Here is a 13,696-nt window from a genome sequence, read left to right on the forward strand (position 1 = left end):
GAGCCGCATGAGCTGGGGCCGTATGTGCGTCTCGGTCAGTGCGGGAGCGGTTCGGGCGACCGGCCGCCCGTGCCGGCCGCCCTCGCGGCGGTCGGCACGGGCGGCCGGTGCTCGGAGGTGAGACATCTGCGTCCTCGTACTGGTCCGTCGGCTGTTTTCTCGCGCGGTGCTCGTACGGGCATGCGTGGGTGCGGGCATGCGTCATCGCGAGGTCGGACGGCGGACCGGTGTGTACGGCCGCCGTGCCCGACGGACACTCACAGTAGTTGGCCGTGCCTCATGTGCGGTGGGCAGTTGACAAAGTCCTGCGGCCGGCATCCCGCTCTGGTATGAAGCCTCGTACGAAAGACCGACGACCGGGCCGGACCCGGCGGGGCGACCCGAAAGCAACCGATAGCACCTGGTCGGAAACGGTCATCGGAATGGCGCAGCGCCCGGCGGACCCGAACGGGCCCGCCTCACCGTCCTCGAGTTCCGCACGCGAACACCCAGTCGCACCACCCGCCCCGTCCGCGTCGCGGCCCCGCAGCCGATGACGGGCGACGTCACGGAGAGTGTCGGCTTTGGCCCGACCCTGGCCGTCCGGGCGGAGAGACGGTCAGGGCGACGTTCCCGGCCCTTCTGTCTCAGCCGCGTTTGGGCGGCTCGGCGACGAACGCCCCGACGGAGCGCCAGGTCCGGCGGACGTCACCCGACACGCCCCGCCACCACGCCTCGGCCGGCAGCTTGCCCGCCGGCTCGAAGGGCTCGCCGGGCCGGGGCAGGGCGACCGCCTGGCCGGCCTGCTCGGCCGCCTCCTTCGTCCACTCCCCCGGCTCGGCCCACGGGTGCGGGGCCAGGTTGAAGGTGCCCCAGTGGATCGGCAGCAGTACACCGTGCGGTGCCCCGCCCTGCAGGTCGAGGTGGGCGCGCAGGCCCTCCGCGGGGGTCATGTGGATGTCGGCCCAGAACTCGCTGTACGCCCCGAGCTGGATCATCGTGGCGTCGAACGGCCCGTGCGCGGCGCCGATGTCCCGGAAACCGTCGAAGTAGCCGGTGTCGCCGCTGTGGTAGATCCGGTGCTCCTCACCGGCGACGGCCCAGGAGGCCCAGAGCGTGTGCTGGGTGTTGCGCAGGCCCCGGCCGCAGAAGTGCCGGGCGGGGGTGGCGGTCAGGGTGAGCGCGCCGATCCTGGTGGACTCGTGCCAGTCCAGCTCGCGCAGCCGGTCCGCGGAGACGCCCCAGCGTTCGAGGTGCGCGCCGACGCCGAGCGGCACGGCGAACACCGTGTCCGTGCCGGCCAGGGCCCTGATGGTGGGCAGGTCCAGGTGGTCGTAGTGGTCGTGCGAGATCACCACGACGTCCACCTCGCCGAGCGCGGCCAGCGGCAGCGGCACCGGGTGCAGCCGCTTGGGACCGGCGAACGGGAACGGGGAGCAGCGCTCGCCCCAGACGGGGTCGAACAGCACCCGGTTGCCGTCGATCTCCGCGAGCACGCTGGAGTGGCCCATCCAGGTCAGCCGGAGTCCCGTGGCGGGCGGCTTCGCCAGGTCGGCGAAGGTCGTCGGGTGCACCGGGACGGTGCCCTTCGGCGCCCGCAGCGGCCGGGTGTCCTTGTCGAAGAAGACCTTCGCGAAGTCCAGCGCGGAGCCGGAGGGCCGGGTGCGCGCGGGTCCGCCGGGGTTCTGGAAGACACCGTCCTTGAAGTGGGGGGAGCGGCGGATGCGTGCCAGACGCTCACCGCCCGGGTCCGCGCCGAAGGCCGCGGGCCGCAGGCCGCGGAGCCCGGAGCTCGAAGGACGCAATCCGGTCACGCTACCTCCAGGTGAGTGGCTGAGGCTCTCCATTATGGTCGGCCCCGGCGCAGGCCCCGGGCCGCCGGGACGGCTCCGGGGCCGACGGCGTGCGCCGCCGGAGCCCGGTCCGCTTCCGTTGACAGGCCGCGACCGGCTCCGGATACTGACTCGCGGTTCAGTGGAACACGGTCCTGGGCGGGGCCGCCGGCAGGCCGTGGCCCGGTCGCGCTCGACCATCGCCGCCGAGGAGACGCCATGACCGCCCCCGCTCCCCTGATGTCGCTCGTGTGGACCGACCACGTCACCGGCCGCCGGGGCTTCCTGGTCGTGGACCGGCTGGTGCGGGGCGTGGCCAGCGGCGGGTTGCGGATGCGCCCCGGGTGCACGCTGGAGGAGGTGACCGGACTCGCCCGCGGGATGACCGTGAAGGAGGCCCTGCACTACGACCCCGCGAGCCGCTACGTGCCGCTGGGCGGCGCCAAGGGCGGCATCGACTGCGATCCGCGGGCCCCGGAGGCGTACGGGGTGCTGGTGCGCTACCTGCGCGCGATGCGGCCGTACATCGAGAGCGTGTGGGCCACCGGCGAGGACCTGGGCCTGAGCCAGGACCTGGTGGACCGCGCGGCGGCCGACGCGGGCCTGGTCTCCACCGTCCAGGCGGTGTTCCCGCTGCTGGACGACGAGGCGGCGGCCCGCGGACGGCTGGCGGACGCCTTCGCGGTGGAGGTCGACGGCATCGGCCTGGACGAACTGGCCGGTGGCTGCGGGGTCGCCGAGTCGGTGCTCGCGGCCCTGGACCGGGCGGCGGTGCCGTACCCGGGCGCGCGGGTCGCCGTCCAGGGTCTGGGCACGATGGGCGGGGCCACCGCGCGCTTCCTCGTCCGCGCGGGACTGACGGTGGTGGCCGTCGCCGACGTCAAGGGCACGATAGCCAACCCGGCGGGGCTGGACGTCGAGGCCCTGCTGGCCGCGCGGGACGCCTACGGCACCGTCGACCGCGGTGTGCTGCGCCCCGGTGACCGCGAGCTGCCCGCGGACTCCTGGCTGTCCGCGGACGCTGAGGTGCTGGTGCCGGCCGCCGTGTCGTACGCGGTCGACACCGCCGGGCAGGAGCGGATCCGCGCCCGGTGGATCGTCGAGGCCGCCAACATGCCCGTACTGCCCCGGGCGGAGGCGCTGCTGGCCTCGCGCGGGGTGACGGTGCTGCCGGACGTGGTGGTCAATTCCGCCACGAACGCCTGGTGGTGGTGGACCCTGTTCGGCGACATGGGGGCGGACGCCGACGAGGCCTTCGCGCACATCCGGCACTCGATGCGAGCCCTGGTCGATCTCGTGCTGACCCGCGCGCGGGCGGACGGTACGACTCCGCGCGCGGCCGCCCACGCCCTGGCCGCGGACCGGCTGCCGGTGATCGCGGAGCGCTTCGGGTGGTACCGGTGAACGGTCCGTTTCGGCGCTGACCATGACAACGGACTAGGGTGACCGCGTGGCGAGAGTGCGGTTGAGCGTGGCCGAGCGGCGGGAGGAGCTGCTGCGGGCCGCCATCGAGCAGATCGAGGTGCGGGGCGTCGCGGCGGTGAGGATCGCCGACGTGGCCGCGGCGCTCGGGGTGAGCAACGCGCTGGTGCTGTACCACTTCTCGACCAAGGAGAAGCTGGTCGCCGCCGCGTTCGCGTACGCGGCCGAGGACGACCTCGCGCGACTGCGCGGGCTGCTGGGACGGCGGTCGACCGCACTGCGCCGGCTGCGGGCCGCCGTGCGCTGGTACGCGCCGACCGGGCAGGCCAAGGGCTGGCGGCTGTGGATCGAGGGCTGGGCGGTGGCGCTGCGCGAGCCCGCCCTGCGGCAGGTCACCCGGGACCTGGACACGCGGTGGAAGGCCGCGATCGCCGACGTCATCGCCGAGGGCGTGGCGGCGGGCGAGTTCACCTGCGCCGACCCGGCCGGTGCCGCGCTGCGGCTGACGGCGTTGCTGGACGGACTGGCCGTGCAGCTGACGTCGTACCCCGGCTCGGTGCCGCGAGCACGCGCCCGCGAGTGGGTCGACGACGCCCTCGCCCGCGAACTGGGCCTGGACCGGAAGGCACTGAACGAGCGCTAGGCCGTGTCCGCGAGGGCGCGCACGGGTGCGGTCGTGCCCCGGACCGCGCGGGGGCGCGGGACCGGGGCACGCCGGCGGCCGTCAGGCGACCGAGGTGATCCGCATCCTGATGTCGTGCGGCGACAGGGTGCCCTTCGCCGTCACATGGTCCCCGGAGGACTCGCCGCGCAGCCGGCGGCCGATCCACGGCACGAGGTACTCGCGGGCCCACTGGACGTCGTCGCGGCGGATCTCCAGCGTGCCGCGGGGCGGCAGCGGCGGCCACGGCTGCTCGGGGTCGGCCGGGACGTCGAGCCCCAGGACCTGCCCGGCGCGCAGCGCCACGCGCGTGTGCCCCTCGGGCGAGAGGTGGAGCCGGTCGGTGTCCCAGGCCCTGCGGTCCTGCACGGACCTCAGGGACCACAGGTCGAGCACGGGACAGCCGTACCGGTCGGCGATGGCCCGCACATGCCCGTTGTACGTGGCGATCTTGCCGCGCAGGTGCTTCAGCACGGGGACGCCACGGGTGTCGAAGCCGGTCGTCACCAGGACCGTGCCCGCGGCCCCGGTCAGCCGGGCCACGGCGCGCTCGAAGCGTTCGGCCACTTCGTCCGGGTCGGTGCCGGGCCGGATGATGTCGTTGCCGCCCGCACAGAAGGAGACGAGGTCGGGGGCGAGTTCGAGGGCCTTCGGGAGCTGGTCGGCGATGATCTGGTCCAGCAGCTTCCCGCGCACGGCGAGATTGGAGTACTGGAAGTCGCCCTCGTCGCGCCGGTCGGCGAGCAGCACCGCGAACCGGTCGGCCCAGCCCACGAACGCCCCGTCGGGGCCGGGGTCGCCGACGCCCTCGGTGAAGCTGTCCCCCACCGCCACGTACGACCCGATCACTGATCTGCTGTCATTCTTCGAATCGTCTGCCACATCGGGCCATGATTCACTGCGGGATGTGACCTACGCGAACGTAGGCAGGGGTTGACGAACGGTGAGATGAGACACCCTTAAATAGTTTGCCAAGCCCGGAATAGCGTCGCCGTCCCGGGCGTTGGACGTGTGATCGCGCTCAGCCGACCGGAACGCCGTGTTCGCGGAGGTAGCCGACCGGGTCGATGTCGGAGCCGTAGTCCGGCGTGGTGCGGATCTCGAAGTGCAGGTGCGGACCGGTCACGTTGCCGGTCGCGCCGGACAGGCCGATCTGCCGGCCGGCCGTCACGGTCTGGCCGGCCGAGACGGACAGTCGCGAGAGGTGTCCGTATTGGGCGTAGTGGCCGTCGTCCAGCTTGATGACGACCTGGTTGCCGTACGCGCCGCCCCACCCGGCGGAGACGACCGTGCCGGCGCCGACGGCCTTCAGGGGGGTGCCGGTCGGGACGACGAAGTCGACGCCGGTGTGGTAGCCGCTGGACCACATGCCGCCGGCCACGTGGTAGCCGGTGCCTATGGTGGCGCCGGCCACCGGGAGCGTGAAGCCGGTGGGGGCGGCCGCCGTGGCGGTGGGAGCGGCCGTAGCGGCGGTGGGAGCGGCCGTAGCGGCGGTGGCGGCGGCCGGTTCGGCCGCCGGGGCCGCCTGCGGGGCGGCGGAGGGCCGGGCCGCGGCCCGGGACTGCCGGGGGGCGGTGGACCCGGCGCCGGCCTGCGTGGCCTTCTTGCCGAGCGTCAGCTCCAGGCCCGGGTGGATCAGCGCGGGATCGCCGCCGACGGCCTGCCGGTTGTCGTCGTAGAGCCGCTGCCAGCCGCCGGCGACGTGCTCGCGGGCGGCGATCGTCGCGAGGCAGTCGCCGGACTTCACCGTGTAGGTGCGCACCGTCGTACCGGGCCGGGCCGCCGTCTTCTTCGCCGTGCCGGGAAGGGACTGCGCGGACTTCTGGGAAACGGGCTGTGCGGCCGGGGCGGCGTGGGCTCCGGTGGCCCCGACGAGCGGGAGGGCCAGGGCGGCGCCACCGGTTCCGGCGACGGCGATGGAGCGGGAAAAACGCGGGGGCTTGGGACGGCGGTGCTTACCCTTCGCGGGCATGGCGCATTCCTCTCCGGCGCCTGCGAGGTCAGCTGTCGGGTTCGGGCTGGAGCTGCCCGGCCGCGCCCTGCGCGGCTTCACCCCGAGCCTGTCGCGGAGACCGGGACAGGCAGTCGTACCTGGTGGGTCCCCCGCTCCTGCCGGACGCGGGTCAAGTGTGTGGGGCTCCGGGCGGCGGCAGGATTCGGCGTTCCGTCCGGATTGGGGTGAACCTAGGCGAGCGAGTCGTACGGAAACAAGCGGCCGGTTCCCGGTGGTTGAGCCCGAGAAGATCAGATTCGGGAGTTCCCGGTCACCATGCGTGAATCCTCCCCTCTCCGCCTCATGCGTTTCCCCATGTCCGCGCCCGCATTACGTGGACATGACGCGCGACGGACGGTGACCGGTATGACGCTCCTCACGCATCGCGCCGCCACGTGCCCCTGGGAAGCGGCGAGTTGGGGCGAATACGTCGAATCAGGGACAGAGAGTCCTAGATGCGGCGCATCCGGAAAACCGCCGCATCCAGGTCGCCCTTGAGTCCGGTCCGCAGCCCGTGGTGCAACAGCACCGCCCCTCTGTACGTTTCACCCGTTTCGCGGCATTCGTACGTTGCCGTCGGATCGAGTCCGCGCAGTCGTAGCGCCGGCGCCGGCTCGCCGTAGCTCTGCGCCTGGAGGCAGGCGAGGACCACCGTCTCGTCCCCGAGGACGTACTGGACCGCGCTCAGCCCGCCCGCCGGAGGGCGCAGCCGGTACAGCTCGCCCCGCTGGACGACCGGCCGGATCTCCTTGTACAGCTCCACCCACCGGCGGGCCTCGGCCAGTTCCGCCTCGCTCCACCGCGTGAGGTCGCCGCCCACGCCGAGGACGCCCGCCATCGAGCTGACGAAGCGCGGCCGCAGTGCGCTGACCCGCCCGTTGAGCTGGGTGTTCGGGCTGTCGGTGACCCAGGCGGCCATCACGCGCGCGGGATGGATCTGGCTGAAGCCGTGCTGGATGGCGAGCCGGTCGAGAGGGTCGGTGTTGTCGGAGGTCCACACCTGGTCGGTACGGCTCATCACCCCGAGGTCGATCCGCCCGCCGCCGCCCGAGCAGGACTCGAAGGCGACCGAGGGATGTGCGGCGCGCAGCCGGTCGATCAGGCCGTACAGGGCGTGGACGTGGTCGACCCACAGGCGCTGCGGGTAGGGCTCGCCCGGCCAGCCGGCGTCGGTGAAGCAGCGGTTGAAGTCCCACTTCACGTAGTCGATCGGGGCACTGGACAGCAGCGCGTCCAGTCGCTCCCAGAGGTGCTGCCGGACGTCCTCCCGGGCGACGTTGAGGACGAGCTGGTGGCGCAGTTCCGTCCGCCTGCGTCCAGGCTGGTACTGGACCCAGTCGGGGTGGGCCCGGTAGAGGTCGCTGTCCGGGTTGACCATCTCGGGCTCGACCCAGATCCCGAACCGCATGCCGAGGCCGTGGACCTCCTCGGCCAGGGGCCCGAGGCCGTTCGGGAAGCGGTCGGGGCCGGGGGTCCAGTCGCCGAGCCCGGCACGGTCGCCGGTGCGCGCGCCGAACCAGCCGTCGTCCACCACGAACAGCTCGACGCCGATCGCGGCGGCGCGGCGGGCGAGGGCCGCCTGCCGCTCCTCGGAGATGTCGAAGCCGGTGGCCTCCCAGGAGTTGAACAGCACGGGCCGGTCCTGTTCCGCGTCCGGGATGACGTGCGCGCGCTGGTAGGCGTGCCAGGCACGACTGGCGCCGCCGAAGCCCCCGTCGCTCCACAGGCCCGCGAAGACGGGGGTGGTGTACGACCGGCCGGGCTCCAGGAGCAGCAGGCCCGAGTCGTCGTGGCCGGCGCCGCCGGTGATCTGCACGCGCGCGTCCGGCAGCTGGGCGACTGCGATGCGCCAGGAGCCGGACCAGCCGAGCGCACAGCCGTAGACCTCGCCGTGCTCCTCGGTGGCGTCGGTGTCCAGCGCGACCCAGGGCAGGTGCTGGTGGCCGGTGTGGCCGCGGCGGCTGCCGATGACCTTCTCGCCGTAGGTGAGCGGCGCCCTGGTGAGCCGGGACTCGGCGGCCCAGCGGCCGTGCAGCTGCGACAGCCGCCAGCCCTCGCGGTCGGGCAGGGTCCAGGTGGCGGCGTCGGCGCGCAGCAGCTCCACGTTCGCGTGGCCGCCGTTCACCAGGGTGGCCCGGCGCTCCACGACGTCGCCGCGCATGCGGTAGTGCAGGACGATCGCCAGCCCGTCGTCGTCGAAGCGCAGCCGCAGCTCGTCGCCGTCGGCGGTGTCGCACGAGACGAAGCGCCACTCGGTGCCGCGCCGCCGTTCGGTGCGCACGGACAGGGCGGGGCGGACGAAGCGGGGGCCGCCCTCGACGGGGTACTCCTCGCGTCCGTCGAGCGGGGACTCGAAGGGCCGGTAGGGCGGCAGGGGGTCGGTCGCCAGCGCCTCGGCGTCCGCGAGCGCGATGCGCGGCCCCCAGTGGAGGTGGACCAGTTCGTCCGCGTCCGTGAGATGGAGGGCGTAACCGCTCGTGGGCCCCGACAGGAGCCAGGTGCGGCCGTTCTCGGCGACTTCCACCATCGAGACCTCACAGGGGTCAACAGATACGCTCAGGTACGAACATCATCGGCCTCTCGGCACCCGTCGGCAATGCCTCTGGACAACTCATTGCCCTGGGAAAGCGATGCCGTATGGTCGTCGCAGCGCCCGTCGACGAGCCGTGCCGGGCCCGACCGCAAGGAGCCGCCGTGACGCAGCAGGTCCCGTCGACCGAGCCGGAGCTGACCGGCGTGCGCAACTTCCGCGACGTGGGCGGACTGCCGACCGTGGACGGGCGGCGGGTGCGACACGGTGTGCTGTTCCGCAGCGGGCACCTGGCGCACGCGACCGAGCAGGACGCGGCCTTCCTCGCCTCCCTGGACCTGCACACGATCTTCGACTTCCGCAACGCGGCCGACCAGCGGCTGGAGGGCCCCGACGTCGCACTGCCCGGCGTGCGCAACGTGCACCTGCCGCTCAGCGACCCGGCGGACGGCGCGGAGTTCTGGAAGATGGTGCGCGACGGCGACCTGGCCCAGCTGCGCGCCATCCTGGACGACGGCAAGGGCAGGGCCCGGATGATCGCCTCCTACCGGAAGATCGTCAGGGAGCGCACCGCCGAGCACTCCCGGGTGCTGCACGCTCTCGCCGAGGACAACGTGCCGGCCCTGATGCACTGCGCGGCGGGCAAGGACCGAGCGGGCATCTCCATCGCGGTCACCCTCCTCGCGCTCGGGGTGGAGCACGAGGCGATCGTCTCCGACTACCTGAAGTCCAACGCCAAGCACCGCCGCTACAGGATCCGCCGCAGCGGCAGCGCCGAGACGGCCTACACCCCCGAGATCATGGAACTGCTCAGCCCGCTCTTCGACGCGCGCGCCGAGTACCTGCAGGCCGCCTTCGCCGGCATCGAGGAGACCTGGGGCGGCGTCGAGGTCTACCTGGAGCGCGGTCTCGGCCTCTCCCCCGCGTCCCGCGAGCGGCTGCGCGAACGCCTGCTCGACTGACCCGCGACGCCGTGCGGGGCTCAGCTCTTGGCGCCCACCGCGAACAGCAGGTAGAGGAACGCGGCGAACAGGTGGCCCACGGCGATGTAGATGATCAGCCGGATCCACAGGGAGCGGGGGAACTTCTCCTCGAAGTCGCTCATGGCAGCTCTCCAGTCAGGGGGCCCAGGCACAGCGCGGCCGTGGGGCTCTGCAGCAGGGTGTGGACGAACAGCAGCTCCACGCCGCCCCGGTCCTCGGCGGCCAGGCGGTGCGGGGTGAGGGAGTCGAAGTGCGCGCTGTCACCGGGCGCGAGCAGGTGCGCGGTGTCGCCGAGGCGCAGGCGCAGGCGCCCCTCGAGGACGTACAGCCACTCCTCGCCGGGGTGCACGCGCACGATGTCGCCCTGGGAGCCGTACGGCACCTGCACGCGCAGCGCCTGCATGCCGCGGCCGGGCGCCCCGGCCTGGACGTAGGTCCAGCCGCCCGCCCGGGTCGGCTCCATGTCGGCGGACCGCACGATCGCGTCACGGTCGGCGACCCTCTCGCCCAGCAGTTCGGAGACGGTCGTACCGTAGATGCGGGCCAGCGCGAGGAGCATCGGCAGCGAAGGCTGACGGTGCCCGGTCTCCAGCCGGGACAGGTGCGCCGCCGACAGCCCGGCGGCGCGGGCCGCGGCCTCCAGGGTGAGGCTCGCCCGGCGGCGCAGTTCGCGCAGTTGCGGCGCGACGGCGGGCAGGTCGTCGCCCTGGCCCGCCGTCGGCGCGGCGTCTGAGGCGTTCATGCCTCCATTGAGCCCCACTCTTGCCTGTGGGGCAATTTTCTTGCCTCAGAGGCAAGGCCCGAAAGAGAGTCCGTCTTCCCGCCGGTCAGGTGCGATGGGCGACCGCCTGCTTGATCAGGGTCTTGCCGAAGTCCCACACCAGGCCGCCGCCCTGGTGCGCGTCGTCCATGACGGCGGTGAACGCCTTCACGAACCGGTCCACGTCGGCCTCGTCGATGATCAGCGGCGGAATCAGTTTGATCACCTCCAGGTGGTCGCCGGAGACCTGGGTGAGGATGTGGTGCCGCTGCAGCAGCGGGACGACGACCATCTGCGCGAACAGGCCCTTGCGCGCCGCCTGGAGCATGGTCCAGCGGCCGCGCAGCTTCAGCGAGGACGGCCTGCCGAATTCGATACCGATCATCAGGCCCCGGCCGCGCACGTCGGCGAGCAGCTCGTAGCCGTCGATCAGCGCGCTCAGCCGGGACTTGAGCAGCTCACCGGTGGCCCGCACCCCGGCGACGATCTGCTCGTTCTCCATGACCGACAGCACGGCGAGACCGCACGCCATCGCCTGGGCGTTGGAGCCGAAGCTCGCCGAGTGGACCAGGACCCGGTCCATGGACGAGTACACCTTCTTGAAGATCCACTCCTTGCCCAGGGTGGCGCTGACCGGGACGTAACCGCCGGACAGCGCCTTGGCCACGCACACCAGGTCCGGTTCGACGCCGTCCTCGTGCTGGTAGGCCCAGAAGTCGCCGGTGCGTCCCAGGCCGGTCTGCACCTCGTCGGCGATGAGCAGCGCCTTGTGCCGGTGCAGCAGGTCCTGGGCCGCGCGCAGGTAGCCGGGCGGGGCCTCGTGCACGCCCTTGCCCTGGATCGGTTCGACGATCAGCGCGGCCACGTCGCCCTTCCTCAGCTCCCGCGCCAGGGCGTCGAGATCACCGAGGGGGACGGCGGTGTCGGGCAGCAGCGGGGCGAAGCCGTCGCGGAAGCCGTTCTCGCCGTTGACCGACAGCGCGCCGGTGGTCAGGCCGTGGAACGCGTGGTCGCAGTAGAGGACCCGCGGTCTGCCGGTGGCGTACCGGGCGAACTTCAGGGCCGTCTCGACGGCTTCCGTGCCGCTGTTGCCGAAGAACACCCGGTCCAGGTGCGGGCTGTGGGCCAGCAGCCGTTCGGCGAGGAGGCCGGGCAGCGGCTGGCAGTCGAAGCGGGTGAGGTCGGCGAGGCCGAGGTCGAGGACGTCGTGCAGCGCCTTGCGGACGACGGGGTGGTGGCGGCCGAGGCCCATCACGCCGAACCCGGCGAGCATGTCCAGGTGGTCGTTGCCGTCCGCGTCGTAGAAGTGGGCGCCCTCGGCACGCTCGTAGACCCTGTCGAAGCCGATGGTGCGGAGCATGCGCGGCAGCTGCGGGTTGAGGTGCTTGGCGTGCAGCTCGTAGCGTTCGGCTCCGCGCTCGGCGAGCAGGGCGCCGAGGTCGAACTCGGTGGTCATTCACTCTCCTTGGCTGTGCCGTCCGCGTCCCCGGCGGCCAGGCTCGCACTGATCCGCCCGGCGATCTCGACGGGCGTGAGGCCGATGTCGGCCAGCACCTCGGCGCGTTTGGCGTGCGCGAGGAACCGCTCCGGGATCCCGAACCGCCTCACCGGCACGTCCACATCGGCGTCCTCCAGCGCGAGGGCCACCGCCGAGCCGACACCGGCGGCCCGGCTGTTGTCCTCCACGACCGCCACCAGACGGTGCCCGGCGGCCAGGCCCGGCAGCGCGGGGTCGACGGGCTTGACCCAGCGCGGGTCGACCACCGTGCAGCCGATGCCGCGGGCCGCCAGCAGCTCGGCCGCCCGCAGGCACACCGGGGCCATCACGCCGACGGCCACCAGCAGCACCTCGGGGCGTTCGGCGCGGTGCAGGACGTCCATGCCGCCGACGCGGCCCACCGCCGGGACGGCGGGGCCGACGGACTCCTTCGGGAAGCGGACCAGGGTGGGCGCGTCGTCCACGGCGACGGCCTCGCGCAGCTGGGCGCGCAGCTGGCCGGCGTCGCGCGGGGCGGCGATCCTGAGGCCGGGCACCACCTGGAGGACGGACATGTCCCACATGCCGTTGTGGGAGGCCCCGTCCACACCGGTGACGCCGGCCCGGTCCAGCACGAAGGTCACCCCGCATCCGTGCAGGGCCACGTCCATCAGGAGCTGGTCGAAGGCGCGGTTGAGGAAGGTGGCGTAGACGGCGACGACCGGGTGCAGCCCGCCGGTGGCGAGCCCGGCCGCGGAGACGGCGGCGTGCTGCTCGGCGATGCCCACGTCCCAGACCCGGTCCGGGAAGCGCTCGGCGAACTTCCCGAGCCCCACCGGGTGCAGCATGGCCGCCGTGATGGCGACGACGTCCTCGCGTTCCTCCCCGATGCGGACGATCTCGTCGCCGAACACCGACGTCCAGGACGGGCCGCCGGACGGTGCGAGCGGAGCGCAGGTGAGCGGGTCCATCACGCCGACGGTGTGGAAGTGGTCCTCCTCGTGGGCGAGGGCGGGCTCGTAGCCGCGGCCCTTCTCCGTGAGGCAGTGGACGAGGACGGGGCCGTGGAAGCGTCTGGCCCGGCGCAGCGCCGATTCGACGGCGCCGATGTCGTGGCCGTCGATCGGGCCGACGTACTTCAGGCCCAGGTCCTCGAACATGCCCTGCGGGGCGAACGCGTCCTTGAAGCCCTTCTTGGCGCCGTGCAGGGACTCGTAGATCGTGTTGCCGACGACCGGGGTGCGCTGCAGCACCTCCTTGCCCCAGGCGAGGAACTTCTCGTAGCCGTCGGTGGTGCGCAGGGTGGCCAGATGGTTGGCGAGACCGCCGATGGTGGGGGCGTACGACCGCTCGTTGTCGTTGACGACGATGATCAGGGGGCGGTCCCTGGCGGCGGCGATGTTGTTCAGCGCCTCCCAGGCCATGCCGCCGGTCAGCGCGCCGTCGCCGATGACCGCGACCACGTGGCCCTCCTCCCCCCGCACCTGGTTGGCCTTGGCGAGGCCGTCGGCCCAGCCGAGCGCGGTGGAGGCGTGGCTGTTCTCGATGACGTCGTGCTCGGACTCCTCGCGGGAGGGGTAGCCGGACAGTCCGCCCTTGCTTCGCAGCTTGGAGAAGTCCTGGCGCCCCGTCAGGAGTTTGTGGACGTAACTCTGGTGTCCGGTGTCCCACAGGATGCGGTCGGCCGGTGACTCGAAGACGCGGTGCAGCGCGACGGTGAGTTCCACCACCCCCAGGTTGGGCCCGAGGTGGCCGCCGGTTCTGGACACCGCCTGCACCAGGAACTCACGTATCTCCTCGGACAGCCGGCCGAGTTCCGCCTCGGACAGCGCCTTCAGGTCGCGTGGTCCACGGATCGTCTCAAGGATGGTCACGCTCGGGCCCCCTCTCGGTCTGTGCCTTGCCTCAACTCAACTGCTCCGCGGGGCCCGTCCGTCCGGCGAGCTTCACGGCCTCCTCGATGAGGGTCTCCACGATCCTGGACTCGGGGACGGTCTTGACGACCTCGCCCTTGACGAAGATCTGGCCCTTGCCGTTGCCGGAGGCCACGCCGAGGTCG

At 72.7% G+C, this 13,696-nt stretch carries 11 protein-coding genes, 1 pseudogene and 1 riboswitch; of the genes and pseudogenes, 3 read left to right on the forward strand and 9 right to left on the reverse strand.

Annotation, left to right across the window (positions count from 1 at the left end):
• Nucleotides 1-626 precede the first annotated feature (626 nt).
• Nucleotides 627-1,793 carry an MBL fold metallo-hydrolase gene (locus tag IE177_RS34360; RefSeq protein WP_229816410.1) on the reverse strand — a complete coding sequence of 389 codons (1,167 nt, stop codon included), beginning with the start codon at nt 1,791-1,793 and terminating at the stop codon, nt 627-629.
• A gap of 237 nt (nt 1,794-2,030) precedes the next feature.
• On the opposite strand from IE177_RS34360, the gene IE177_RS34365 reads away from it, so the two are divergent.
• Nucleotides 2,031-3,215 carry a Glu/Leu/Phe/Val dehydrogenase dimerization domain-containing protein gene (locus IE177_RS34365; protein ID WP_190019415.1) on the forward strand — a complete coding sequence of 395 codons (1,185 nt, stop codon included), beginning with the start codon at nt 2,031-2,033 and terminating at the stop codon, nt 3,213-3,215.
• A gap of 46 nt (nt 3,216-3,261) precedes the next feature.
• Complete coding sequence (locus tag IE177_RS34370) at nt 3,262-3,876, forward strand: TetR/AcrR family transcriptional regulator (protein ID WP_190019416.1); 615 nt, start codon at nt 3,262-3,264, stop codon at nt 3,874-3,876.
• 81 nt (nt 3,877-3,957) lie between these two features.
• Here IE177_RS34370 and IE177_RS34375 read toward each other — a convergent pair whose 3' ends face one another.
• From IE177_RS34375 to IE177_RS34385, 3 genes are all read right to left on the reverse strand, one after another.
• Entirely contained in the window at nt 3,958-4,743 is a 786-nt protein-coding gene (locus IE177_RS34375) for an SGNH/GDSL hydrolase family protein (protein ID WP_190019424.1), read from the reverse strand.
• Nucleotides 4,744-4,915: 172 nt separating this feature from the next.
• A complete protein-coding gene (locus IE177_RS34380) occupies nt 4,916-5,866 on the reverse strand; it encodes a M23 family metallopeptidase (RefSeq protein WP_190019417.1) in 951 nt (316 codons plus the stop codon).
• A 4-nt stretch (nt 5,867-5,870) separates the two neighbouring features.
• Nucleotides 5,871-6,028, reverse strand: a riboswitch (cyclic di-AMP (ydaO/yuaA leader).
• Nucleotides 6,029-6,338: 310 nt separating this feature from the next.
• Entirely contained in the window at nt 6,339-8,414 is a 2,076-nt protein-coding gene (locus tag IE177_RS34385) for an alpha-galactosidase (protein ID WP_190019418.1), read from the reverse strand.
• 167 nt (nt 8,415-8,581) lie between these two features.
• Here IE177_RS34385 and IE177_RS34390 point away from each other — a divergent pair, with 167 nt between their 5' ends.
• Nucleotides 8,582-9,379, forward strand: a complete 798-nt coding sequence (locus IE177_RS34390; RefSeq protein ID WP_190019419.1) for a tyrosine-protein phosphatase — start codon at nt 8,582-8,584, stop codon at nt 9,377-9,379.
• 20 nt (nt 9,380-9,399) lie between these two features.
• Here IE177_RS34390 and IE177_RS34395 read toward each other — a convergent pair whose 3' ends face one another.
• From IE177_RS34395 to IE177_RS34415, 5 genes and pseudogenes are all read right to left on the reverse strand, one after another.
• Nucleotides 9,400-9,522, reverse strand: a complete 123-nt coding sequence (locus tag IE177_RS34395; RefSeq protein ID WP_190019420.1) for a DUF6126 family protein — start codon at nt 9,520-9,522, stop codon at nt 9,400-9,402.
• Nucleotides 9,519-10,142: a helix-turn-helix domain-containing protein gene (locus tag IE177_RS34400; protein ID WP_190019421.1), complete on the reverse strand. Its 624-nt coding sequence runs from the start codon at nt 10,140-10,142 to the stop codon at nt 9,519-9,521. The genes IE177_RS34395 and IE177_RS34400 overlap by 4 nt, the downstream gene beginning before the upstream one ends.
• Before the next feature lie 85 nt (nt 10,143-10,227).
• Nucleotides 10,228-11,616 carry an aspartate aminotransferase family protein gene (locus IE177_RS34405; protein ID WP_190019422.1) on the reverse strand — a complete coding sequence of 463 codons (1,389 nt, stop codon included), beginning with the start codon at nt 11,614-11,616 and terminating at the stop codon, nt 10,228-10,230.
• Nucleotides 11,613-13,511, reverse strand: a complete 1,899-nt coding sequence (gene dxs, locus IE177_RS34410; protein ID WP_190019423.1) for a 1-deoxy-D-xylulose-5-phosphate synthase — start codon at nt 13,509-13,511, stop codon at nt 11,613-11,615. The genes IE177_RS34405 and dxs overlap by 4 nt, the downstream gene beginning before the upstream one ends.
• A 31-nt stretch (nt 13,512-13,542) precedes the next feature.
• Nucleotides 13,543-13,696 (reverse strand): annotated as a pseudogene (locus IE177_RS34415) (flavodoxin-dependent (E)-4-hydroxy-3-methylbut-2-enyl-diphosphate synthase); the annotation flags it as partial.

This window comes from Streptomyces lucensis JCM 4490 (genome assembly GCF_014650035.1).
Taxonomy (GTDB): domain Bacteria; phylum Actinomycetota; class Actinomycetes; order Streptomycetales; family Streptomycetaceae; genus Streptomyces; species Streptomyces lucensis.